This is a genomic window from Giesbergeria anulus (assembly GCF_900111115.1).
Lineage (GTDB): Bacteria > Pseudomonadota > Gammaproteobacteria > Burkholderiales > Burkholderiaceae_C > Simplicispira > Simplicispira anulus.
Genome location: NZ_FOGD01000013.1, coordinates 22927 through 45487 on the forward strand (window position 1 = coordinate 22927; position 22561 = coordinate 45487).

General features: G+C 56.8%; 17 protein-coding genes and 5 pseudogenes. 10 read left to right on the forward strand and 12 right to left on the reverse strand.

Features of this window, described 5'->3' with window-relative positions; all coding sequences use genetic code 11:
- Nucleotides 1–10 precede the first annotated feature (10 nt).
- The 5 genes and pseudogenes from BMX55_RS14145 to BMX55_RS14165 all read right to left on the reverse strand — a co-directional run bounded on the left by BMX55_RS14145 (nucleotide 11) and on the right by BMX55_RS14165 (nucleotide 7488).
- The gene (locus tag BMX55_RS14145) at nucleotides 11–1642 is read right to left on the reverse strand and encodes an AAA family ATPase (protein WP_218144511.1); all 1632 of its coding nucleotides are present in this window, start codon (nucleotides 1640–1642) and stop codon (nucleotides 11–13) included.
- A gap of 1248 nt (nucleotides 1643–2890) precedes the next feature.
- Nucleotides 2891–4243: pseudogene (locus BMX55_RS16775) on the reverse strand (VIT domain-containing protein); the annotation flags it as partial.
- Nucleotides 4203–4622, reverse strand: coding sequence for a MerR family transcriptional regulator (locus BMX55_RS14155; protein ID WP_091458821.1), 420 nt, complete (start codon nucleotides 4620–4622; stop codon nucleotides 4203–4205). The gene BMX55_RS14155 and the pseudogene BMX55_RS16775, both read right to left, overlap by 41 nt.
- A 503-nt stretch (nucleotides 4623–5125) precedes the next feature.
- Nucleotides 5126–6571 carry an SMODS domain-containing nucleotidyltransferase gene (locus tag BMX55_RS14160; RefSeq protein ID WP_091458823.1) on the reverse strand — a complete coding sequence of 482 codons (1446 nt, stop codon included), beginning with the start codon at nucleotides 6569–6571 and terminating at the stop codon, nucleotides 5126–5128.
- Nucleotides 6568–7488, reverse strand: a complete 921-nt coding sequence (locus BMX55_RS14165; protein WP_177172920.1) for an S-4TM family putative pore-forming effector — start codon at nucleotides 7486–7488, stop codon at nucleotides 6568–6570. Before BMX55_RS14165 ends, BMX55_RS14160 begins: the two co-directional genes overlap by 4 nt.
- Before the next feature lie 300 nt (nucleotides 7489–7788).
- Here BMX55_RS14165 and BMX55_RS14170 point away from each other — a divergent pair, with 300 nt between their 5' ends.
- From BMX55_RS14170 to qatD, 4 genes are read left to right on the forward strand one after another with little or no spacing between them, the layout of a single operon-like run.
- Complete coding sequence (locus BMX55_RS14170; RefSeq protein WP_091458828.1) at nucleotides 7789–9669, forward strand: KAP family P-loop NTPase fold protein; 1881 nt, start codon at nucleotides 7789–7791, stop codon at nucleotides 9667–9669.
- On the forward strand, nucleotides 9669–10517 hold the full coding sequence (gene qatB / locus BMX55_RS14175; RefSeq protein WP_091458830.1) for a Qat anti-phage system associated protein QatB: 849 nt from the start codon (nucleotides 9669–9671) through the stop codon (nucleotides 10515–10517). Before BMX55_RS14170 ends, qatB begins: the two co-directional genes overlap by 1 nt.
- Nucleotides 10514–11779 (forward strand): Qat anti-phage system QueC-like protein QatC, encoded by a 1266-nt coding sequence (gene qatC, locus BMX55_RS14180; protein ID WP_091458831.1) that lies wholly within the window; start codon nucleotides 10514–10516, stop codon nucleotides 11777–11779. The genes qatB and qatC overlap by 4 nt, the downstream gene beginning before the upstream one ends.
- The gene (gene qatD, locus BMX55_RS14185; RefSeq protein ID WP_091458833.1) at nucleotides 11779–12513 is read left to right on the forward strand and encodes a Qat anti-phage system TatD family nuclease QatD; all 735 of its coding nucleotides are present in this window, start codon (nucleotides 11779–11781) and stop codon (nucleotides 12511–12513) included. The genes qatC and qatD overlap by 1 nt, the downstream gene beginning before the upstream one ends.
- A gap of 145 nt (nucleotides 12514–12658) precedes the next feature.
- Here qatD and BMX55_RS16780 read toward each other — a convergent pair.
- Nucleotides 12659–13201: pseudogene (locus BMX55_RS16780) on the reverse strand (integrase core domain-containing protein); the annotation flags it as partial.
- A gap of 115 nt (nucleotides 13202–13316) precedes the next feature.
- On the opposite strand from BMX55_RS16780, the gene BMX55_RS14200 reads away from it, so the two are divergent.
- Nucleotides 13317–13682 carry a hypothetical protein gene (locus tag BMX55_RS14200; protein WP_091458839.1) on the forward strand — a complete coding sequence of 122 codons (366 nt, stop codon included), beginning with the start codon at nucleotides 13317–13319 and terminating at the stop codon, nucleotides 13680–13682.
- Nucleotides 13683–13816: 134 nt separating this feature from the next.
- Nucleotides 13817–13987: pseudogene (locus BMX55_RS14205) on the forward strand (transposase domain-containing protein); the annotation flags it as partial.
- 44 nt (nucleotides 13988–14031) lie between these two features.
- Here BMX55_RS14205 and BMX55_RS14210 read toward each other — a convergent pair.
- The 6 genes and pseudogenes from BMX55_RS14210 to BMX55_RS14235 all read right to left on the reverse strand — a co-directional run.
- A pseudogene (locus BMX55_RS14210) lies at nucleotides 14032–14184 on the reverse strand (IS4 family transposase); the annotation flags it as partial.
- A 44-nt stretch (nucleotides 14185–14228) separates the two neighbouring features.
- Nucleotides 14229–15779 carry an IS66 family transposase gene (gene tnpC / locus BMX55_RS14215; RefSeq protein WP_091458841.1) on the reverse strand — a complete coding sequence of 517 codons (1551 nt, stop codon included), beginning with the start codon at nucleotides 15777–15779 and terminating at the stop codon, nucleotides 14229–14231.
- Between the two features lie 37 nt (nucleotides 15780–15816).
- Nucleotides 15817–16182, reverse strand: coding sequence for an IS66 family insertion sequence element accessory protein TnpB (tnpB, locus tag BMX55_RS14220; RefSeq protein ID WP_218144512.1), 366 nt, complete (start codon nucleotides 16180–16182; stop codon nucleotides 15817–15819).
- On the reverse strand, nucleotides 16149–16595 hold the full coding sequence (gene tnpA / locus BMX55_RS14225; protein WP_342707697.1) for an IS66-like element accessory protein TnpA: 447 nt from the start codon (nucleotides 16593–16595) through the stop codon (nucleotides 16149–16151). The genes tnpB and tnpA overlap by 34 nt, the downstream gene beginning before the upstream one ends.
- Nucleotides 16596–16884: 289 nt before the next feature.
- Complete coding sequence (locus BMX55_RS14230; RefSeq protein WP_091458844.1) at nucleotides 16885–17910, reverse strand: IS110 family RNA-guided transposase; 1026 nt, start codon at nucleotides 17908–17910, stop codon at nucleotides 16885–16887.
- Nucleotides 17911–17950: 40 nt separating this feature from the next.
- Nucleotides 17951–18484: pseudogene (locus BMX55_RS14235) on the reverse strand (recombinase family protein); the annotation flags it as partial.
- 364 nt (nucleotides 18485–18848) lie between these two features.
- Here BMX55_RS14235 and BMX55_RS14240 point away from each other — a divergent pair.
- From BMX55_RS14240 to BMX55_RS14255, 4 genes are read left to right on the forward strand one after another with little or no spacing between them, the layout of a single operon-like run.
- Nucleotides 18849–19457 (forward strand): TetR/AcrR family transcriptional regulator, encoded by a 609-nt coding sequence (locus BMX55_RS14240; RefSeq protein WP_054257778.1) that lies wholly within the window; start codon nucleotides 18849–18851, stop codon nucleotides 19455–19457.
- The gene (locus tag BMX55_RS14245; RefSeq protein ID WP_091458848.1) at nucleotides 19454–20605 is read left to right on the forward strand and encodes an efflux RND transporter periplasmic adaptor subunit; all 1152 of its coding nucleotides are present in this window, start codon (nucleotides 19454–19456) and stop codon (nucleotides 20603–20605) included. The genes BMX55_RS14240 and BMX55_RS14245 overlap by 4 nt, the downstream gene beginning before the upstream one ends.
- On the forward strand, nucleotides 20602–21804 hold the full coding sequence (locus BMX55_RS14250) for an ABC transporter permease (RefSeq protein WP_091458850.1): 1203 nt from the start codon (nucleotides 20602–20604) through the stop codon (nucleotides 21802–21804). Before BMX55_RS14245 ends, BMX55_RS14250 begins: the two co-directional genes overlap by 4 nt.
- A gap of 2 nt (nucleotides 21805–21806) precedes the next feature.
- Complete coding sequence (locus BMX55_RS14255) at nucleotides 21807–22517, forward strand: ABC transporter ATP-binding protein (protein ID WP_091458852.1); 711 nt, start codon at nucleotides 21807–21809, stop codon at nucleotides 22515–22517.
- Nucleotides 22518–22561 lie beyond the last annotated feature (44 nt).

A 22561-nucleotide genomic window follows, 5' to 3' on the forward strand; every position in this document is an offset into this window, starting at 1 on the left:
GTGGTAGTACTCAATTGCCGTCACCCATCAACGCAGGCTTATGCTCTGGCACATCAAGCACAGCCGGCACGGAACCAATTTCAATCACCTCGGCAAAGCTTGCCAGCGATTCGAAAGCTTTGGGGTTGATGCACCAGCGCTTATCGACTGCGTGTACACCATGATTGGCACCAAACAACACATCCAAACTCCGGCCGTGCTTTTGCACAAAAGGTGGCACTTTGGAGGATTTTCGATGGTCGTTCAGCACCCACGCAATACGCTCCCAGTCATCAAAGAAATATTCCTGCAGCAGCGGCAGTATCTGATTTTTGAAAATCATCGCCAGCACCTCTCGCGTTGGCGTTTCACACAAAGGCATGAAATACGCATGCCCCAGCTGATGCTCGCGGTCCAGCAAGGCTTCAATGCGCTCATTCATCACCGATAGCAAACGTGCGATGTCCACACTCACCCCAGTTGCGTCATCACTGACTACCACCCCCTGCAAAGCCTGAGGGTCAGGCATCAGCTCCTCAAAGACAAAGCGGCGACGCAAAGCGACATCCAGCCCGGCCAAAGAACGGTCCGTGGTGTTCATGGTGCCGATGATGTAGACATTACGCGGCACACTAAAAGGCTGCTTGGAATATGGCAGGGTTACCGCCAATGCCTCTGACGCACCGGCTCGCTTAGACGGCTCCAGCAGGGTAATCAGTTCGCCAAAAATGCGAGAGACATTGCCCCGGTTGATTTCGTCGATGACTAGAACATAGGGCAATGCTGGCACGCTTGACTTGGCTTGAGCACCGGACAGTACATGGCCCTTGGCCAGCAGCGCTTCTTGCAAACGAGGCCAGGTGATGCGGTGCAGTTTATACATAGTCTGCTGTACCAAGGCCGTGTTGCCATTGAGCTCCTTGACAGAAAAATCAATGTTTTTAAGCAGCCAGCGTACCGGCCTCACCTGTACAAAGTCCTTGCGCACAGGTTCAGGCACTTGGGCCTCATGGCGGTAGTCACCACTCACCACCCCCACGGCGCTGATGCAGCTATTGCCGGCAAAACACAGCACAATGTCACCAATCTGTGCTCCTTCGGAAAAAGCCCATAGTGCATTTTTATTGTGAGGACTGAAAGCGGAATTACCAAGATAATCCTTGGTAGATAAATCGCCAGCTTGAGGCCAGCCCACGCGCATCTCATTATGAGAATAGCAATAGTCACGCGTATCACTTCCGCCGTTGATTTCACCGATAGAGATTTTCCAGACTGCTGCGTCGTCACGAACCCCCAATTGCTGGTTTTGCTCATGATTTTGCAGCGCTGCATCACAAAGTTGGGCAAAAATTCCCTTTTTAATCACGAAATTCGGTGTGCTGCTATCAGCAGCATCATCTACCGTAGCTCGAATGCCCTCCACAAAATCTTCATAACTAAAACTCTGATGAAACGTGGTAAATGAAATACGTTTTTCTTCCTTGAGTTCATCAAACCGCTTTTTCAATTGTTCTCTTTTTTCACCACGGTCAAGTGCTTTATCGGAGTTCACCTGCATTAGGAATGATGGGTCCAAAATTTCCAGCGCCTTGGTCACTATGCTGTACGTTTTTCCTGTGCCAGGAGGGCCAAACAAGATTTGATTAAGTGGTACTGCATCCATAGGCGTAAATTCCTTCATTGGCTTGTGCTAGGTAATCTGGGTGACAGGTGTTGTTGTAACTTATTGACCAAATTCTGCGTAATCTAGTACCCCTGCAGGCCAATTGGTTGCCGTAATGTCTTTGAGAGCGTTGGCAATGCTCTCCTGCAGTTCGCGCTGCAAACTAGGGACATCACCCTCGAATACCGCAGTGATTTTCTTCAATGCACCTGAAATAGCTTGGCGTACAGTGAAGTCCATTCGGCTCATCACTTCCAAGAATGCCAATACCACTTCTTTTTCTGGATGCTGTTGGCCGATGACGAGGTCTAACCATTCAATCAGCCTTTGTGACAGTGCAATACTATCCAGCTCTGCATAGGTTTTAGGCCATACGGATTGCGGATTTTTCTTCAAGCCTTCCGCAAGCCCGGCTGGGCTCAAGGTTTTGCTCGGTGTTCCAGCATCATCCGCAGAAATCCAGAACAACGGTGTTGATGCCGGAGGCTGCCAAGTCGGTTCCCTCTGCTCTATTGGGTATCCAAGCTGCTTGCGCAGGAAGGCTGGAATTTCCAAATCGTCCATGTCCCCCGAGAACAGCGCATCGACCTTGGCGGCAGCTTGGTTGCGGTTGGTACGCCAGACAGAGAAAGCCGCTGTGTTACTATGCATCGGCTCATCGACAGAACCACGGCTTTGTAACGGTGCTATTGAGGCGGCTAGCATACTACCTTGCCCGCCCCAGCCAGCTGCCAGCATGCCTTCAACAGTCCGAATTTCTGGCATATCCGAAGCCTTTTGGTCTTCTGCACGGGTCTTTACCAGAATCAGGCTGGTGTCATCTGTCACCAGCTGGTATTTTTCTGCGAGTGCTGGCAATTGCTTCTTCAGCACTTTGGGCACATTCTGCCCACGGCGTTTGAGCTGCCAATAGCGGTGGTTTGCCGCGAGGCGTGCCAAGGTGTTGGCTTCATCGGTAATGAACTCCGCATGGATTTCGGCCAAGCAAATTTCCTCTGGGACACCTTCGACCCGCCCCCACAAACGCACATTTTGGCCGAGCAGTTCTGCACTTTGAGCCTGCAAACGCACAAAAACCGTCACGTCGTCCCCATCAAACAGGCTACTTGGGAGGTCAGAGGCGGCGTGAACGCGGCAACCCTGCGGCCATTCGACCCGGCTATGGGTCACCGCTGGGGTACGCATACGCTGGTAGAGGCGAAGAATGGATGGTTCGACTGGTTCACCCGGGGCGACAAATTCACAACTGCCGCCAGTTTCTTCGGCCAGGCGGCGTAGCAAGCCTTCGGCAGGGCTGGTGCCAATGCCGACTACAAAGAAGCGATGTTTCGATTGATGGGCAGTTTCCACCACCATATCCACGGCTTCGATTTCGCCATCGGTAATGAGTAAAACAGTTTTGTCTTCTGCACCAGGCAAGCTCAGGGTGGACAAAATGGCGGCATTCATCTCAGTACCGCCCAAGTTCGATTCTAGTTGCTGGGCCCAGCGCCGGGCGGCGGCCAGAGCGGCAGGAGCTGCTTTCCACATGGCCTTACTGCGATGCTCGACCGTATCCCCAAACCGGCTCAAACTGAAGCGGTCGTTTTGTCCTAGGCCGGCCAAAATACCTTGCAATGCACTGCGGGCAGCTTGAATGCTGTCGCCATTCATTGAACCGCTGCAATCGACCAAGATTTTCATGGCAACCGGCAGGGCTTGGTGGCTGGGCAACCTAGGGGTAAAGTTGGCCATCACAACACCCAACCCAGCGTCGAAGCGGTCCCAAGCCGCCAGACCTTGGCTGGCATACGGCAGTTGGTCAAACACCAGCACAAAGTCGCGGTCCAGCCACGCTTTTGCAGCAAGACGAACCTCCGTCATCAGCCCTTCTTCGCTGTTTGTGGCAGGCATTGAACGGATAAGCACGCGATGACTTGGCGAACCGATTTCCGATTGAGCCAATTCACCTTGGATAACCAAGCTGATTGCAAACGGGTACACGGCGCTCACGCTGACCTTGGGTACAGCATGGGGTTCATACCGCCCATCATGGATAGGATTGCCATAACGTGGGGCAATGGTGGTTGGTAGCGTCAATCGCAGACTGCCTTGCGCAGGCTGCAGAATTTGCACGTAATGCAGACGAATGACGCAGGATTCCCCCTGCAGCAGATTGCCCAGCTCCAGCGTGTAGCTGCGGTCATGATTGACGCTCACCAAAATCCCGGTGTTGCCCTCAGATAGTGCTTCTTCGTAGTCAGTCCGTGCTTGTCCCTTGGCCTTGACCTGCCCAGTGAGGGTTTCCCCATTGAGCTCTACTTCTAATCCCAACAGCACAGCATGCCACGGCAAGGGGAAGGTATAGACCACTTCGACGTTAGTCGTTGCAGAATCTTTAAAGCGCTGCTCCAGCGTCATGTCCAGCATACGCCCCGCGACATGCCCCTTGGCGCTGATACTTTCCAGAATCAGTGTCTCTCCTGCTTTTGTTTTACAGACCGCATTTCTCATGTGCTTCTCCTGGGTATGTGGCAAATCGTGAAGGCGCAGTGACAGTTCCCATGTCGCTTGGGTGAATTCACGCCTGCGGCGGTGCTTTGGCTTGGGCCTCGATGGCATCAAACAAGGCCATAACGCCCCGGCTTAGTTCTCGCACCTGCTCTGGTGTCAAACCGGCACGGCTGGGCTCAATCACCAGCTCGACGCCGTCCGCTATGTGTAAGCGACTGACCACTTCAAGCATTCCACGGCGCTTGGAGCGTGCAGGCACTTCAGTTTCTTGCCCTGCCAGTAGCTCACGGATGCGCTCTAGTGAGAGACCGGCAGCAGTCCACTTTTTGATAAGCAGCAATTGGTCGAGGTGCTTCTGTCCATAGCGCGCTGCACGAGTCTCCCCTTCTGGACGCTCGACTAGACCTTGCTGTACGTAGTAACGCACGGTGCGAATGGGCATATCGACCAAGGCACAGAGTTCGTTGAGCAGGTAAGTGGGTGTCATAGATTGATATTAACACACTACTACTGTTTTAATAAGTGTGTATTTATCTCTGGCTCCAAGGTACTTTTTGTACGGGTCATGTTGTTTGATGTGGCCCCTGGTAGGCAGGGGGCGTGGAGTTCACTCCCTATCCACCAACTTCGCCGATATGCCGGCTTCAGGCCCTGACAGCTTCAGCTACCGCGCTGCCTATCGCAAGTCCATTGCTTTGGTCACTGGTCATAAAAATCAATGACTTAGCTCTTGGGGCCTAGAGCCATGAGTTTAAACCCGCCAAAAATGTCTAGAAAAAATTGCCACTGATAATAGGCATTATCAGGGCTGATAAAAGGCGCAACGGGGCCATGACCAGGGCAAGTTCAGGTGGGTGCAGCAGGGGAGGTTTAGCCCCCCATTAGTGACCGCCTTCGGGGTCAATGCTCGCATTGATGCCTCACGCACTACTGGCGGACTGAACAGCCTCGGGGCTGTTCATCGTGTCTGCGATGGGATGGAATACGCAACTACTCGATAACGATGTAGAAGGGCTCTGAATGGCCCATGAGGCGCTGGTCCCGCTTGCGTACGACGAAGGCCTCGACAAAATGCACCCCTCGATAGCTCAACGACTCGCTGCGGATGGCACCCTCGTCGGAGGGGTAGAACTCTCCGCGCAGCTGGTTGGCGGCCACAGCCGCTTTATCGGTATTCGTGACGCGCCACTTAATGCTGTAATCATCCGTCTGATACGGCACGCCGTGGATGTCTCTCGCGCAAAACTTCACCGTATAGCCGGGCTGAAGCGGCTCGGCAGACCTAATCGACCGCATCAATTGGCCGTAATTCGCGGTTTTCAACTCTGCTGTTAAGCGAACAGTCAGTTGCTCACTTGCGCGGCGCCACTTCGGTCGCTCAATGTGGGGGAGCCGGTGGATGCGTGTGGGAACTGCTCTGGTTCCGTAGACCTTGACCATGGAAACCAAATCCGTGAAGTCGTGCTCAGTGACCAGCGAAGTACCGTTCGAGTGCGTGACAGTTTCGCTGATTTGACCCGCAGCTCTCTTTGTTTCACCCTCGGCGAATCCATCGCCGAACACACGACGCCACTTACCGATGCTCTCCTCCTTGTCGTCCTCGTCGTAGGCGTCGTCAATCCACTCACGGTATAAGTTCACTTTGTCGCGGAAGTTCGCGTATTTGGTTTGGTCCCATCCGCTGGCTTGGTCTTCACCATAGAGCACAGGATTCGGCACTTCAGGCACGTTAGGTCGGGCCTGTAGCCAGTCGTCTAGGCGACCTACTAGCGTTTTAAGCGTGGTTGGCAGGTCAGCGAACTGAGCGCTGTTGCGGTCAGCGTCATAGATGCGATAGCCGAGAAGGGTGGTAAGCAGGAAGGACGGGCATGTGAAGTTGCCTTTGATGTCGCGCAGGTATTTCAACAGGCGTGTTGCCTTTTTTAGGTCGTTTCCGCCAGCAACGCCGTTCCTGCTCTTAACCCAATCGGTGTATGCGATGGGCTCAGAGTTCTCAAATGCATCCGTACCGCGATTGCAGACTTCATACGCTCCAGGGTAGAGCCGGTCGACAATGCAGGGGACGATATCAATCTTGCGCTCACCGGCGTACTCAATTGTGGCACAGTGGGAAAAGCGCCGCACCTTGTCCTTGTAGGCAGGAAGCGCGTTGAGTGCGGTCGCTAGTTTGTTGACGTAATCCTTCGCTGTCCAGTCTGGCACAGCCTTAACGAGCACAAGTAAATCCGCGTCAAAAGGTTTATCCGGTTGCGGCTTGATGATGGTCTCATGGGCCCAGGAACCCAGCTCAGCAAAGTCTGTAATCTCCGGCTCCCATGTGAGTCGCTTGACTGCCGTTTTCACCGCTTCCACGCTGTCGGTCAGCAGCCTCAGCCGGGTGTCGTTAAGATTGACGTAGTCTTCTAGGAACGTCTTGAAGTGGCTGTGCAGCTTCATTGAGCCGCCTTGACCGAAGTGAGGCTGTGCTGGGCATCGGCGACGAGGGTCTCTGCCCCGTGACGTGCAAGGTCCTCATTGAGCTTCCGCCTCAACCAATAGACCCAGTCGTACACCAACGGGTTAGACGTACGGTTGCGATAAATTGCGTCCTGGAGATTCCGGGAATCTTGTGCCAGCTCGGCGGAACTAGGTGTTTTCAACGCCTTCGCCCAAAGTTTGTCAACCTCAGACTTCAGCGTGGTCAGGGTTTCCACAGTGTCTGACTGCTTACGATGTTCGCGCAAAACGAACGCAGCAAGGGGAATGAAGGGGACTATGACGTTCAGTAGCAGGTCGGAGAAAGTAAGGCCTTCGTGCACGCCGCGGTACATCAGGAAAGCAATCAGCACACTTGCTAAAACAAGCCAGCCCGTAGCGTAGGCTTTCCGAACCCGCATATCGTAGGTAATGTTGGTGCGTTGGCAGATAAGACGGCCAAGCAGAAGCGGGATGGACCCAACACAGTGCTCATACCAACCCTCGACTTTTTTGCGTTGCGCAGCCGTGATAGGCTTAAGCGTCACGGCCCGAATAACTTCCGGGTCCACTTTAGACCCAACAACAAACTGGTTCCACGGAAGCTGAAATACCTCGGTATCGAACTGTTCTTGAATCCGTGCGGCAGTCTTGACCCAGTCGCGCTGAACCCGCGTTCCAAGACCGATTTCAAAGAGGAGCAACATGATACTGGTCAGTGCCAGCATGGGGCGAATCTTTGGGTCATCTGTACCCCAAATAGTCCCGACCCAAGGAAGGATGAGCGCAAGAATAAGAAACATGGTCTGCAGACGCTTTGCTCGACGGTAATACGTACGTTGCGCACGTAAAAGGTCGAGCCGGTCGTCCCGATTTTGGTCATGTATTATTTCATTCATTTTTAGCATCCGTGAGCCTACCCGACCTAATTCTTCATGCATAGCCTCGGTCGAGGCAGATAAAATCCGAGGACGCTATACGTAGTATTCTCGAAGAGGTAGTTAATATTTTATAGTGAACCACCCCGGGAATTGAGTGGGAGGTATGGCATAAGTAAGGTTGTGTAACCGATGTGGAATTTTTTGGGCGTCTCTCCAGTGTAGTGACTTCCACGACGGTTACGCACGCTTACTTAGATGATGATGATGCGAGCCAAATATTGGCTTTTGGCAGGACTACCCAAGGGAGAATAAAAAACCATGTGGTCTGACAACGAAACAACTGTTGACTATTTGAACTTCGGCGTCGTTGCTGACGCCTGTGCCAAGCTCCTACAGCAGGCGAAAGGGACGCCCATCTCCGTTGGCATCTCCGGTGGTTGGGGTGTGGGGAAGACCTCCTTGGTGCGCATGATTGAGATGCGACTGAAGAATGCCGACACGCCGGGGAAGAACACCTACGTCGTCGTGACGTTCAACCCATGGCTGTACCAAGACTTCGAGGGAGCCAGAAGTGCGCTACTTCAGCTTGTGGGAGACGAGGTACTTCGACTTGCAGCTGCGGACGAGACTCTGCTGAAGAAGGCTAGGAAAGTGCTGAAGCGCATCAACCTGCTTCGGCTGGCCCAGTTAGGCGGTGACGCTGCCGCGACGCTCTACACGGGTGTTCCAGTCGGCAGCATCGGAGCCGCCATCATGAAAGTTGGCGGATTCTTCGAGCTAGGCGACAAGGATAATGCCGACGACGTGGGGAGTGCCAATGATGACGAGGACAAAGCAGACAAGGAGAAAAGTGATGGCTTGCTCAAGTCGGCGGAGCCGGTTTCGTTGCCGAGCGAGATTCAAGCGTTTCGTGATGCGCTCGAGGAATTGCTTGAAGAACTGAAAGTCACTCTCGTTGTCTTCGTAGACGACCTAGACCGTTGCCTCCCAAAGACTGCAATATCGACGCTGGAGTCGATTCGTCTACTCCTGTTTCTCAAGCGCAGTGCCTTTGTCATCGCTGCTGACAACGAGTTTATCAAAGGCTCGGTGCGCGTGCACTTCGACGGGACAGGCATATCAGGCGAAATCGAGACGAACTACTTCGACAAGCTCATCCAGGTTCCTCTGCATGTTCCTAGGCTCGGCACCAACGAGGCGAAGGCCTACTTGGCACTCTTGCTCATGGAGCGGGCGCACGCAGATGGCATCTTTGACGAGCAGAAGTTCGATACTGCGAAGAAGGCCATCCCGGAACGGCTGCAAACCAGTTGGCGCGGTGACGCTGTGTCGACCGAATTCCTGCAGGCGCTGGCTGGACTGGACAACGCCCCGATGGTTGCCCTGATGGAGCTGGCCGAGGGCTTGGCACCTCTGCTGACCACTTCCAGCGTGAAGGCCAATCCGCGCTTGATGAAGCGGTTCTTGAACACGGTGTACCTTCGCTCAGCGTTGGCCGAGCCCCAGGGCATCAAGCTGGACATCCCGGCCCTCGCAAAGTGGCATCTTGTTGAGCGGTGCAACGAGCCTCTGGCGAACGCCCTAGCTGCCCTTGTTACCTCTGGGGCTGATGGTCGAGTCCCAGCGCTTCATGCTGCTGAAGCTGTAGCAAAAGACCCAGCCCAGCCACTCCCAGAGCTCTTCAAGTCCAGCGACGAGTCGTTCGCGCGGGAGTGGCTTCAACTGAAGCCGGACTTTGGCGAAGTGGACCTGCGTCCCTTGCTGCACCTGAGTAGGGATACCGCTACTCGGGAGTTCGGTGCCGACAACATGACCGCCGAAGGTCGCAAACTACGGGATGCGTTGGCCGTTGCAACGGACTCAAATGTACCGCTGACGGATGCCATCAAGGCGGTTGATGCTATCCAAGCAGGTATGGCGATGAGTAGGGCTTGGCAGATTCGGTCTGGTAAGCGGACTTGGCGCATGGCCGAAGATGTTGTCTCCCTCATTGAGCCCTGCAAGGTGTATCCGGAGCTCGGTGCCCAAGCGGCAGCGCACCTGTCAGAGGCACCTGTTAGCGGAGTCAGGGCGGGAATCATCCCGCGGCTGTATGAGCAGGGGTGGGCCCGCCCCATCTTGGACGGGTGGGATGAGAACTCACTTCTCGATGGGGCCGCCAAGAGAGCCATTCAAGTTGCCAGAAAGAAGGTGAAGTGATGGGGACCTCCACATCAAGCTCTGGCGGGAAGGCTGGCTCGCCCTTCGACCCCGAATGGCTGACTTCATCCGGGGCTGCAGGAGGTGCGGCAGGCAGCGATGGCGTTTCCGACGGTGACGGCGATTCCAGCGTCGAAGGCGGCGCCGATGGTCAGCAGGACGGCGGTGCAGAGGGGGCTGCTGACGGGGACTTTGCGCCGAGCCGGCGGTTTGCCGACGCGCGAACCAAGATGTCCGCCTACCTCGCTGGGGGTGGTCGCCCATCGTTGCGCGCTGCGGCCAAGAGCATGGTTACCCGAGGCATGGGTGGGTCGAGTCGGGCAGCCTCGACTATGCGAGGCACCTCGCAAGGCGCGGGTGCCCTTGGCCAATTCTTGGCCGCAGCCCGTGACGGCTCCGACCCGCGGGTCGCTGACTGGGTAAATCATGCCCGGCAGTCCAACATGGCTGCGGACGACCTCATTGTGGAGCTGGTCAAGGAGGTCATGCCCAACACTGGCAGCATTGATGACGAATCGCTGCGCAACGCTGCCGCCGAAGCCCTGGGACAACTGTATGAGCTCAACCCCGACATCGACATCTTCAACCTGACCGATGCCCAGATTCACGACGTCATGGCAATCACCATCGCCAACGATGTCTGCAATCGCATGGACCAGCAACTCGGGCAGGCCTACGAGAAGCTGAAGTACGACCCCCTGCAGATTCAGTTGTACCGGCAGGACGTCAAGGAGTACGTGCAGTCAGAAGTGCGCGTTGTGATGGAGCGCCACGGGTCTGTTGGACTTGACCCCCAAAACCTCGCCCATGAAGTGCTGAAGTCGACCCTGGAGGTGTTCGCATCATGATGAAGGTGCTGTGCACTTCTATTGACCATCTGCCGGCAACCCTAGCCGACGGCGAGCGTGCCTTCACGCTGTTCAAGAGCGCAAAGCGGGCCGGCATTGGAACTATCGCCAAGGGCTGGCGTGGCTCATTGAGGCGCAAGGGCTTTGCCCCAAGTGCGCAGACCTGGGACTTCGTTCAGTTCTGCCTATCCGCGTGTGCGGCAGACCTGTGCTGCCCACGGAACACCAGCGCCGACGGTTGGACGCGGACGATTGAGCTGACTGTTGCTTTGCACGAGCCACTTCGGTGGACGCCCTGGAAGGTTCACGCTGAGGCCCTGCTGAAGGTACTCACCGGGGACTACTGGACGCTGAACTTTGTGGACGGGGGTGTCGCCCCACCGAACGGCAAGCCCCAACCCCTGGTGCACGACTGTGTAAGTCTTCTATCCGGTGGGCTCGACAGCCTCGTTGGCGGTATCAACCTCGTGTCCGAGGGGCGGCGGCCCGCTTTCGTCTCCCAGTTGGCGCATGAGGACTCTGAACGTCAGCGTCGGTACGCCGCGATGCTTGGAGGCGGTGCAACTCATATGCAGTGGAGCCACGGCATCAGCTTCTCCGGTCGCCGTGAACCCTCGACGCGAGGGCGCTCGCTGGCGTTCTATGCGTTCGCGGTCTTGGCAGCGTCAAGGATTGCTGGTGCGCCGGTTCAGGTTTTCATCCCGGAGAACGGGTTAATCTGCATCAATCCGCCCTTGGTTCCAGGGCGGGTGGCCAGCCTCAGTACCCGCACGACGCACCCGTTGTTCATCGCGAAGTTGCAGGAGCTTCTCGATGGCCTCAACATAGGCGTCCATCTTGAACTGCCATACCAGTTCAAGACGAAGGGTGAGATGCTTCAGGAGTGCGCTGACCAGGCCTTGTTGAGCAACGTCGCCTCCGATTCGACTAGCTGCGGGAGGTACCGAACCTACAACCGGATTCACTGCGGGCGATGCGTCCCTTGCATGATTCGACGGGCAGCGTTTCTCGCATGGGGGCCGGGGCGAGACGCGACCCAATATGTGTACCAGTCCGTGGTGGGCTCCGACAAGTCCAGTGGCCCAGACGACCCTATGGCCGCAGCGCTGGCCGTGCTGTTGGCTAAGGAGAAAGGGTTGAACCGCTTCCTCGGTGGCACGTTGGCGTTTGCTTCGTTGGCCGAACGGCCTGCGTATCGCCGGGTGCTTCAAGCCGGATTTGACGAGCTTGAGAATCTGCTTCGAGGGGATGGTCTGCTTTGATGGATTTTCACTGCCACCTTGACCTCTACCCAAGGGCAAAGGAGGTCTATCGCGAAGCGACCCAACGGAACGACTTCACCTGGTTGGTGACCACGAGTCCGAAGGCTTTTGCAGCTACATCGCGTGCGCTGCCAGCCTCGCCATCTGTGCTAATTTCGCCAGGGCTTCACCCTGAAATTGCCCATGAGCGCGCCCCGGAGCTTGACCTGCTGCTGGAGCAGATGGCTGGTGTGAAAGCCGTCGGGGAGGTGGGCCTCGACGGGTCGCCACGGTTCAGGACTCACTACGAGGTTCAGCGGCGCATCTTCCGTGCTGTTATCAAGCGGAGTGTGGAGCTGGGTGGGCGCACCTTAAGCATCCACTCCCGTCGAGCGGTCAAGGATGTGCTTGCTGACCTTGATGCGTGTCCGGGATATGGAACGGCTGTCTTGCATTGGTTCTCGGGCAACCAGGCTGAACTGCGGGCTGCCATAGCCCACGGGTGCTGGTTCAGCATCGGTCCCGCCTTGTTCGAGTCCGAAAACGGCCGGCGTTTGGCTGGGGCGATGCCGCATGACCAGGTGGTGCCGGAGAGCGATGGCCCGTTTGCAAAGGTAGGTGGGAGGCCGGTGATGCCCTGGAGTGCACCAGAGACTGCTCAGTGCTTGAGCGAAGTCTGGAATCTGCCTGTGAGGGTGACTGCTGATATGCTCGCCAGCAACGGTGCGAACTTGCGCAAAACGACAGAGATTTGACGCGTCGGGTTCCCGTCAACGCCGTGGCTGAGGTGCTTGGCGAGGCCTGCGCTGTGTGCGGTGCTCAGGCCATCGCACGGGCGGCCATCAACCTGCGGCTCGCAGCTTGGACTTGCCCCGTTTTGACGGAGAGTTTGAAGACTATTTATTGAGTCTGGGTGGGTGGTGATTGTGTCAGGGTTTGCTTGTCTTGCTCATGTTTCCTTTCAAAGTTGACGGGCGACATGTGATTTAGGGCTGAATGTCGGCGGCGTGGGTTGTACCAGGCATCTATCCAGGTGAAGACAGCTGTGCGTGCCTCCGTCTTGGTCTTCCAGCTGCGTCGGGCAATGAACTCGCATTCCAGGCTGGCAAAGAAGCTCTCGGCCATGGCGTTGTCGTAAGCATCGCCCACGCTGCCCATAGAGGGGCGCACGCCCATCTCCTGACAGCGCTGGCCAAAGGCCAGGCTGGTTACTGGGCAGATTCAACCGGTCGTCATGCGCTCGCCAAAGGCCCAGCCTACGACCTTGCGGCTGTAGACATCGAGCACCGCGGCCAAGTATAAGAAGCCAGCCCACGTCGGGATGTAGGTCATGTCGGCCACCCACAGTTCGTTGATGTCGTTGGCCACAAAGCAGCGGTTAACTAGGTCGGGGGCCGAGCGCTGGCGTTTGTCGCGCTGCGTGGTCACGACGTAGCTGCGCCGCCCACCAGCTTCATTTGAACTTCACATTGGTTTGTAAACGAATGCTCTTTGAGTGCGTTGTATGTGCAGGGCTACAGTTTTTTGCAGCCCACTGCATACTGCAAAGGAATTTCAAATGCGTTCACAAGTTCGTGCGTTTTCCATCGCCCTTGGCCTGTTCTGTGCCGCATCCGTATTTGCGCAAACGCCTGCGCCAGTCGCCGCCAAGGAAAGCACTCCCGCCGTTGTTACTACCCCCGCAGCAGCGACCCCTGCTGCTAAGGCTGCCGTAACTCCCGCCGCCAAGGTTGTTGTTGCACCCGCAACTGCTACGGCCGCTAGTGGTGGCGATGGCAAGGTGTGGGTGAACACCAAGTCAAAGGTGTACCACTGCGAAGGCTCCAAGTCCTATGGCAAGACCAAAGTCGGTGAATACATGACCGAAGCCGATGCCAAAGCCAAGGGTAACCATGCCGACCACGGCAAGGTCTGCAGCAAGTAAGCAGGGATTTGTCCAATAAAAATTGGCGCTTCGGCGCCATTTTTATTGGGATTTTACGCCCAAACCCTCGAAATTTCCCGCTACCGGGGGTAGCCCCAACAGTTGTGTCACCAGCCGTCACTTGGCTATTGGAAAAGGTCTTGGCCGCCATCATGAGTCTCATCGAGTCAGCCCGCCTCAACGGGCACGACCCCTACGCGTACCTGTGCGATGTAATGACGTGCCTGCCCACGACCAAGCGGGCCGATATCGCCAGCCTGCTGCCCCATCGCTGGCAGCCTACTGCCGTTGCTACCTGCCTCTGAACCCGTTCCCAGTCAAGGAGGGGGTTGGATGGATGCTTACGGTTCACCAGCCTTTCCGCCGTTCGCAGCCTCGACTCTTCGACCTTGCAGCCGGACTTGAGGATTTTGTGAAAAACTTCGATTTTCCAGCGTAGTGCGTACCAGTTCAGTTTCTCGATGGCATCCTGCGAGGTGACAACCGGCAGGTCTGTTAGCAGTTTCGTAAGCGCCCAGACAACCCCCACCTTGACCGATGACGAATTCAGGGGCTGGTAGCAGGTTCGCTAGGCTGCCAGTGGTGGGGCAATAGGCTAGCGATGTCAGCCTGCTTAGTCGTAGGCAGGAGCGTCATGACATCGCGCAGGTACACGTAGGGGTCATGACCATTGAGGCGGGCCGATTGAATCAAGCTCATGATGGCTGCAGCACGTTGTCCCGCACGCAGCGAGCCTGCAAACAGCCAGTTCTTACGCCCCAGCGCAATTGGGCGCATCTGGTTCTCAGCCCAGTTGTTGTCGATAGGCCAGTGGCCGTTGTCGGCAAAGCGCGTCAATGCCGCCCAGCGGCGCAGGCTGTAATCCAAGGCCTTGGCAGTGGCCGAGCTGTCAGGTATCTGTTGGCGTTGGTGCTGCATCCACTGCTGCAGCGCCTCCAAGATGGGGCGCGAGTACTGTTGCCGTAGTGCCAAGCGTTGCTCGTCATTGAGCCCTTGGGCCTGGCGTTCAATGTCGTAGAGTTTGCCGATTTGCTCCAGCGCAAAGCCGGCAATATGGCTTTTATTAGCTGCGTGCAAGTCGAAGAATTTACGCCGGGCATGGGCCATGCAGCCCAACTCTATAACCTTTGAACCCGTAAAGATTTGCTTGTAGCCGACATAGTCATCGCACACCAGCGCACCCGACCAGCCCTGCAGAAAGTTACGCGAATGCTGTCCAGCACGTGAGTGGCAGAAGTCATAGACCACGGCGCGCAGCTCGCCCAGCATATTGCTGCTGTAAGCCCACAGGTAGGCGCGTTGCGTCTTGCCCTGACCGGGGTTGAGCATTTGCACTGGCGTTTCATCGGCGTGCAGCAGCGCAGTTTGCAGCAGTTCTTGTTTAAGCGCATCGACCAAGGGCTGCAACTGCACGCCGCAACTCCCCACCCATTGGGCTAAGGTTGAGCGGGCCAGTTCGACCCCACTGCGCGCAAAGATGCTCTGTTGGCGATGCAGCGGCACATGGTCAGCGTACTTGGCCACCAGCACCTGGGCCAGCAGCGCGGTGCTAGCCAATCCTTTATCGATGATGTGCGCCGGGATGGGGGCTTGTTGGATGGTTTCGCAAGCACGACAGACCCACTTGCCCCGGATGTGGCGCTGCACACTAAAAACACCGGGTTGGTAGTCCAACCGTTCGCTGACATCTTCGCCGATGCGTTTCATCTCGCAGCCACAGCGGCACTGGGTTGGCTCGGGTTCGTGGTAAATCTCGTGCCGGGGTAACTCTGCCGGCAAGGCAGTGCGTCGAGGACCTACTGCTTCAGCGGTTGTCCGTTCCTTTTGCGGTTGCAGCCGCTGAAGTTCCTGTTCTAGCGCCTGCAGGTCTGCATCAATGCTTTCTTCCAGTTCGCGTTGTTCTTCAGGACTGCGGCTGTGGCGCTCACTTTGCAGGGCAAACTTCAACCGTTTGAGCACCGCCATCTCATGCGTGAGACGGTCGATGAGCTGCTGCATCTGTTGCATCTGTTGCGACATCGTCAGCACCAGTTCGCGCAACTGCGGCGCATCGAGCAAGTCCAAATGGGCAGGCGTGTGCGCCAGCGTGACGGTCATATGACCAGGCAGTATAGCCACGACGGCTGGGGTTTATTCACACCAGCCGTATCGCCCCATCTGGCCCGAGACGCTTCCAAGGCAACCCCAGCACCAACGCCTGCAACTGCTGCTGGCTCAGCTGTATCTGCGCTCCTGCCTGTGCATCGGCCCAGACAAAGCGGCCTCGGTGCAAACGCCGTGCTGCCAGCCAAATCCCAATGCCATCGTGCACCAATACTTTAACCCGTGTGCTGCTGCGGTTGGCAAACACATAGGCATGGTGTGGCTGCACTGCCCCAAAGACCGCCACCACCCGCGCCAGTGCGCTGTCGATACCCGAGCGCATATCTAAGGGTTGGGTGGCCAGCCATACCGCTTGCACCTGTATCACGTCAGCACCGCGTGCAGCCAAGTCGCGCAATCGGATGCGGCCGCCACCGGCCAACGCACCTTGAGCGTTGTCTTGCCCTGGTGCAGCTCGACTTCAATGTGTTGTGACGATTCCGATGCCACGGTGCTGGGGCCAGGCATCTGTGCTGGCAAAGGTAGGGCGATAAAGTCCAGCGCAGCAGTCCCCATGCTGCCCATGCCTTGCCCTGCCAGTGTTAGAGAGCTTTCTCGACGCCACTTGTGCACTAAGTTGGCATTGATGCCATGGGCCTGCGCAATCGCAGCCACCGAGGTTCCGGGATGCTGGGATTCAGCCACGACTTGGGCTTTGAAGGCAGCGCTGTAGCTTCGGCGTGTGAGGTGTAATGAAGAGGGGGGCTGAGATAACGTGTGCATAAATAGGTGTCCACTTAAAAATAAGTGGACTACAGGGACTTCCGACATAGTCAAGTGCGGTATGCATAGTTTTTTGAAGACTGCTTCCTGACAATTGACGTAAACCGAACGGCATGAAACGAGGAACAGACTGCTTATCTACAGTCGGGCTTATTGCACTTGGTGCGGCCCCAGATACGAACCGCTCAGCAGGGCTCCATTCACCATGCGTGGTACCGAGGTAGCCACATTCCACTTATCGAGCTGACCTGCTGCCGGTCTGACCTGTTCAAAGCATCTTCGGTTTTACGTCTAGCAAGGAAAGAGACTTCGTAGCGAACATTGCCGTTCTGGTTGGTTACGTTGCCGCTGGCATCGCTCCAACAGGTGGAGCACTGACGTGGTGTGCGTCATAGCGCTTGTTACCAGTCATGACAGCCCACAGGATTCGTGCATTTTTGTTGGCCAGCGCCACGACGGCCTTCTGCCAGCCACCGCGCTCGCGCAGCCGCTGTACCCACTGCGAGATAGGGTCATCGTTGCGCTTTCCGACGAACACCGCTGCCTTAGCCCCTTGTATCAGCAAAGTACGCAAGTAATTGCTGCCGCGCTTGGTGATGTTGCCCAGGTTATTTTTGCCGCCACTGGAATTCTGTTTCGGTGTCAGCCCTAGCCAAGCGCCAAACTGGGCACCATTCTTGAACTGTTTGAAGTCACCGACGGTGGCCACAACAGCTGAGGCAGTCAAAGCGCCAACGCCCTTGAGCTCAGCAGCACGTTGGACTTGTTCGTCGTCCTTCCGGTGAGCTGCAACGCGTTCGTCACACCACTGAATATGCGCTTCGAGCTCTTGCCAATGTTCTTGGGCTCTTTGCAACACCAAACGGGCCATGCTGGCGATGTCGTTGCTGGCATCCTCGACAATCTCGCTCAGATGTCGGCGCAGAACTGCTGGTGTCTGAGGTAAAACAATACCAAACTCGGCCAGCAAACCACGGATGCGATTGATGCACCCGCTTCGCTCCTGCTTGAGCGCCTCACGCAAGCGGTGTACGCACAACATGCCTTGCTGGGTCAGCGTCTTGGGCAGCACAAAGTTCATGTGCGGCCGAGAAGCGGCCTCGCACACGGCTGCAGCGTCATTGGCATCATTCTTGCCGTTCTTGCCCTGGATTCGGTATGGGGCAACGAATTGCCCTGCAATCATGCGCGCATCCAAACCGCGTGCACGCAGTTGGCGACACCAGTGGTGAGCACCGCTGCAAGCTTCCATGGCCACGAGGCAGCCTGCGGGCAGCTCGGCACACCAGGCGAGGAACTTCTCGCGCTTGAGCGTGCGGTTGGTGACCACCTTGCCAGCGGCATCGACCGCATGAACCTGGATGGGGTCGCTTCAGGAAACGGAAAATAAAGCACGCTAAGCGCTAAGCCCGATCCGAGCCAGAGGCCGGCAACCAGCGGTACAGCGTCGGAACAGAGACACTGAGGTTCTCTGCCACTTCCCTGGGTGGCATGCCGCTGGCCAGCAGCTTCCTGGCCGACTCGATCTTGCTTGCGGTCATCTTGGGCTTACGCCCCCCTTTGCGACCGAGTTGACGGGCCACTTCCAGCCCGGCGCGGGTGCGCTCGACGATCAGATCGCGTTCCATCTCGGCCAGGCTGGCCATCACGTGGAAGAAGAACCGGCCTGACGGCGTGCCGGTGTCGATCGCGTCCGTCAGGCTCTTGAACTGCACGCCCTGCTGCTGCAACTCGCCCACCAGATCGACCAACTGCTTGACGCGGCGGCCCAGGCGGTCCAGCTTCCACACCACCAGCGTGTCGCCCTCGCGCAGCATTTCCCGTGCCTTGGCCAGACCGGGACGCTCGGCTCGCGTGCCGCTGACCTGGTCCTCGAAGAGCTTCTGGCAGCCCACCTGCCTCAACGCTTCACGCTGCAACTCAAGGTTCTGGTCCTGCTGTCGTTTTCAGAAGACAGCTGCACTAAGCGTCAGAAGCCGACTGCACTAAAGAAGCGAAGGTGGCTGGATCATCAGGCAATGATGCGCGGCTGCCGGCCAGAAGCGGTCGCAGATACGAACTGTCATTTTCAGAAGACGACCGCACCAAACATCAGAAGTCGATTGCACTGTGCCGGTGAAAGAAAAAAACTGACTAAATTCAGTACGCGCTAAACCTGCCTGTAGGGGCCAACCGACAAGCTGGGTACCTTGGCTCGGGGTCGAACTTGGCGTTGAGTTCATTGGGCGCTGTCAGATAGGGTCTTGCTCTCATCACACAACCTGCTAAGATAGTAATAGATTACTTTCTTTTGGATTGGCGATGAGCGAACACCCTAAGCACCTTCCGGCTGATGAACGGAGAGCGGCCACCGTAGAGGCGGTGATCAATCTGGCGGCTGAGCAGAATCCCAGCGACATCACCACCACGGCGATCGCGCAGCGCATGGGCCTGACCCAAGGCGCGCTGTTCCGGCACTTCCCCACCAAGGATGCCATTCTCGAAGCAGTGATGACATGGGTGGCGGAACGTCTTCTTTCCCGAGTAGACAGGGCGGCACAGAACGTGACTTCTCCTCTTGCCGCGCTGGAAGCGGTCTTCATGGCTCATATCGACTTCGTTTCCGAGCATCCGGGTGTGCCACGGATGCTCTTCGGAGAATTGCAGCGGCCCGGAGAAACACTCCCTAAAAGGATGGTTCAGACCTTAATTCAACGGTACGGAGAACGCTTGCGCCATCTACTGGAGCGGGGCAAGGCGATAGGCGAGCTTGATGCCAACCTCGATATCGAGGCTGCCTCGGTATCGTTCATCGGCTCCATCCAGGGCTTGGTGATGCAGTCACTCATCGCGGGTGACGCCGCTCGCATCCGTCGCGATGCCTCTGGTGTTTTTGCAATCTATCGTCGTGGCATTGGGAGTGAGTCATGAAATTTCCACCCTTACAACGCCGCACACTGGCACTTGTCGTAATCATCATTCCGCTTCTACTACTTTTCATCTATGTTGCTTTGCGTTCAGGGCCATTGGCTCCTATTGCAGCTACTGTCAGCACGGTAGAGTCCCGCTCCGTTGCCCCAGCATTAGCTGGTATAGGGACAGTACAAGCGCGCTTTACTTACAAAATCGGCCCCACCGTTGCCGGGCGCGTCAAGCGGTTGGATGTGCATGTCGGCGATATCGTTAAGGCAGGGCAAGTGCTCGGTGAAATGGATGCGGTGGACCTGGACGATCGCGTTAGCGCTCAGCAGGCTGCAATCAAGAGTTCCGAAGCTGCACTTCGACAGGCTGCGGCCAAAGAAACTTTCGCGCAGACACAGGCCACACGCTATGAGCAGCTTTTATCGGTGCGTGGCACCAGCGAAGAAACGGTAGTCACCAAACGGCAAGAACTGGCTGTGGCGAGCGCGGCATTGGTCGCCTCGCGAGAAGATATCGCGCGTCTGCGCGCAGAGTTGGAAGCGCTCCGCGCTCAACGCGGAAACTTGCGGTTGGTGGCACCGGTTGCCGGACTGGTCGCAGCACGCGATGCAGACCCTGGCACCACGGTGGTGGCGGGGCAAGCGGTAATCGAAGTAATTGACACCGCAGGCCTGTGGGTTGATACACGCTTTGATCAAATCAGTGCCGAGGGACTGGCTATAGGGCTTCCAGCCAAGATTGTTCTGAGATCACGGCGATCTCAGGCAGTGGCGGGACACGTATTGCGAATCGAGCCTCGTGCCGATGCCGTGACTGAGGAAACCCTGGCAAAAATCGTTTTCAACGCGCCTCCAGTACCTCTTCCACCATTGGGTGAGTTGGCGGAGGTGACTGTGCAACTGGGCGAATTGCCTGCCGCGCCGACCATCTCCAATGCCGCAATTCGGACAGTCGATGGAAAACGCGGTGTATGGAAGCTGGTTGAAGGAGGTTTGACTTTCACTCCGGTCGTGCTGGGCCGCTCCAGTCTTGATGGCCTGGTTCAGGTGCTCGAGGGCTTGAGCGTTGGCGACCAGATCGTGCTCTACAGCGAAAAGACACTCAGCGCCAAGAGTCGGATTAACATCGTCGATCGTCTGCCAGGAGTCTCACCGTGATAAGCCTGGCCGGACGTGACATCCTTCATGCCTGGGGGAAATTCATCTTTACGGGCATCGGCCTGGGCCTGTTGATTGGCGTCACGCTGACCATGGCGGGTGTGTATCGCGGCATGGTCGATGACGGTAAGGTGTTGCTGGACAACAGCGGTGCCAACTTGTGGGTGGTACAGAGAGACACACTGGGCCCTTATGCCGAGTCTTCCAGCATCCCTGATGACCTGTGGCGCAGCATCCGTACCCTGCCGGGCGTCGCAGAGGCCGCCAATGTGACCTACCTGACCATGCAGGTCGGAAGAGGTGAAAAGGATGTGCGCGCCATGGTCGTGGGCATTGCGGCAGGCGAACCGGGAACATCGGGTTGGCCACCTCAATTGGTCGCGGGGCGCCAGATTACGCGTGGCCACTATGAGGCGGTCGCGGACATCGCCACCGGGTTTAGGCTGGGCGATGATGTGAAAATTCGCCGCAACCACTACACAGTAGTTGGCCTGACCCGCCGCATGGTGTCCTCCAGTGGCGACCCAATGGTGTTCATCCCACTCAAGGATGCGCAAGAAGCGCAATTCCTCAAAGACAACGACGCCATTCTGATGCAGCGTCGCCGCACCGAAGCCAATCCGGCTTTTAACCGCCCCGGCGTGCCTGGTCTGCTCGATGCTGTGATTGCCTCACAAACCAGTAACAACTCGGTAAATGCCGTGCTGGTGCGTATCCAATCTGAATACTCCCCGCAGGAGGTGGCTGAACCGATACGGCGCTGGAAGCGGCTCACGGTTTATGACCGCGCGCAGATGGAAGAGATTTTAGTGGGAAAACTCATTGCCACATCCGCCAAGCAAATCGCCATGTTCCTGGTGATTCTGGCTGTGGTCAGCGCCGCCATCGTGGCGTTCATCATCTACACCCTGACGATGGACAAAATTCGCGAAATCGCAGTGCTCAAGCTCATCGGCACACGCAACCGCACGATTTCGGGAATGATCTTGCAGCAGGCGTTGGTACTTGGGGTCATCGGTTTTGTCGTTGGCAAGATCACGGCTACCTTCGCTGCACCCTTGTTTCCCAAATACGTATTGCTGATGCCCATTGATTCAATCTTGGGTTTCTTCGCGGTGATGGTTATTTGTGTGCTGGCCAGCGTTGTCGCCATCCGTATGGCGCTGAAGGTCGATCCGGCCGAAGCGATTGGAGGCTGAACATGACGGCAAAAGGCATTCACATCGAAGGCTTGAGCAAGCGTTACGGAGAGGGAGACACTGCGGTTCTCGCCTTGAAGAACGTGAACATGCAGGTTGCGCCGGGCGAGGTGGTTGGCCTGATCGGCCCATCCGGTTCCGGCAAGAGCACGTTGCTCAAGTGCCTGGGAGCCGTGATTGACCCCACCGCCGGTCGCATGGTGCTGGGAAACGAGGTGATTTTCGACGATGAATGGAAAGTGCGCGACCTGCGGGCTTTGCGCCGCGACAAGATCGGTTTCGTGTTTCAAGCGCCGTACCTGATCCCGTTTCTCGATGTCACCGATAACGTGGCGCTCTTGCCGATGCTCGCGGGTGTCGGCAATGACGATGCGCGAAAACGCGCGCTCGAACTGCTCACCGCGCTGGATGTGCAGCACCGCGCCAAGGCCATGCCGTCACAACTCTCAGGCGGAGAACAGCAACGCGTGGCTATTGCTCGCGGCTTGGTCAATCGACCACCAGTGATCCTGGCTGATGAACCAACAGCACCGCTGGATTCGGTGCGTGCGATGTCTGTCATCCGCATCCTCAACGACATGGCTCGGCGTTTTGAAACCGCCGTCATCGTCGTCACGCACGACGAAAAAATCATCCCGACGTTCAAGCGCATTTACCACATCCGCGATGGCGTCACTCACGAGGAAGCGGGTGAAGGGCGCAGTTTTGAATGACTGCACCACTCGTTATCGATGTCGCTGAGAAAAGAAGAGGTCTC

What these genes read in the sequence shown, in the direction of transcription:
- BMX55_RS14255 (WP_091458852.1), top strand. Translation starts at nt 21,807, where the DNA reads ATGACGGCAAAAGGCATTCACATCGAAGGCTTGAGCAAGCGTTACGGA.
- BMX55_RS14245 (WP_091458848.1), top strand. Translation starts at nt 19,454, where the DNA reads ATGAAATTTCCACCCTTACAACGCCGCACACTGGCACTTGTCGTAATC.
- BMX55_RS14200 (WP_091458839.1), top strand. Translation starts at nt 13,317, where the DNA reads ATGCGTTCACAAGTTCGTGCGTTTTCCATCGCCCTTGGCCTGTTCTGT.
- BMX55_RS14145 (WP_218144511.1), bottom strand. Translation starts at nt 1,642, where the DNA reads ATGGATGCAGTACCACTTAATCAAATCTTGTTTGGCCCTCCTGGCACA.
- qatD (WP_091458833.1), top strand. Translation starts at nt 11,779, where the DNA reads ATGGATTTTCACTGCCACCTTGACCTCTACCCAAGGGCAAAGGAGGTC.
- BMX55_RS14165 (WP_177172920.1), bottom strand. Translation starts at nt 7,488, where the DNA reads ATGAATGAAATAATACATGACCAAAATCGGGACGACCGGCTCGACCTT.
- BMX55_RS14160 (WP_091458823.1), bottom strand. Translation starts at nt 6,571, where the DNA reads ATGAAGCTGCACAGCCACTTCAAGACGTTCCTAGAAGACTACGTCAAT.
- BMX55_RS14170 (WP_091458828.1), top strand. Translation starts at nt 7,789, where the DNA reads ATGTGGTCTGACAACGAAACAACTGTTGACTATTTGAACTTCGGCGTC.
- tnpA (WP_342707697.1), bottom strand. Translation starts at nt 16,595, where the DNA reads ATGTCGGAAGTCCCTGTAGTCCACTTATTTTTAAGTGGACACCTATTT.
- qatB (WP_091458830.1), top strand. Translation starts at nt 9,669, where the DNA reads ATGGGGACCTCCACATCAAGCTCTGGCGGGAAGGCTGGCTCGCCCTTC.
- BMX55_RS14155 (WP_091458821.1), bottom strand. Translation starts at nt 4,622, where the DNA reads ATGACACCCACTTACCTGCTCAACGAACTCTGTGCCTTGGTCGATATG.
- qatC (WP_091458831.1), top strand. Translation starts at nt 10,514, where the DNA reads ATGATGAAGGTGCTGTGCACTTCTATTGACCATCTGCCGGCAACCCTA.
- tnpC (WP_091458841.1), bottom strand. Translation starts at nt 15,779, where the DNA reads ATGACCGTCACGCTGGCGCACACGCCTGCCCATTTGGACTTGCTCGAT.
- BMX55_RS14240 (WP_054257778.1), top strand. Translation starts at nt 18,849, where the DNA reads ATGAGCGAACACCCTAAGCACCTTCCGGCTGATGAACGGAGAGCGGCC.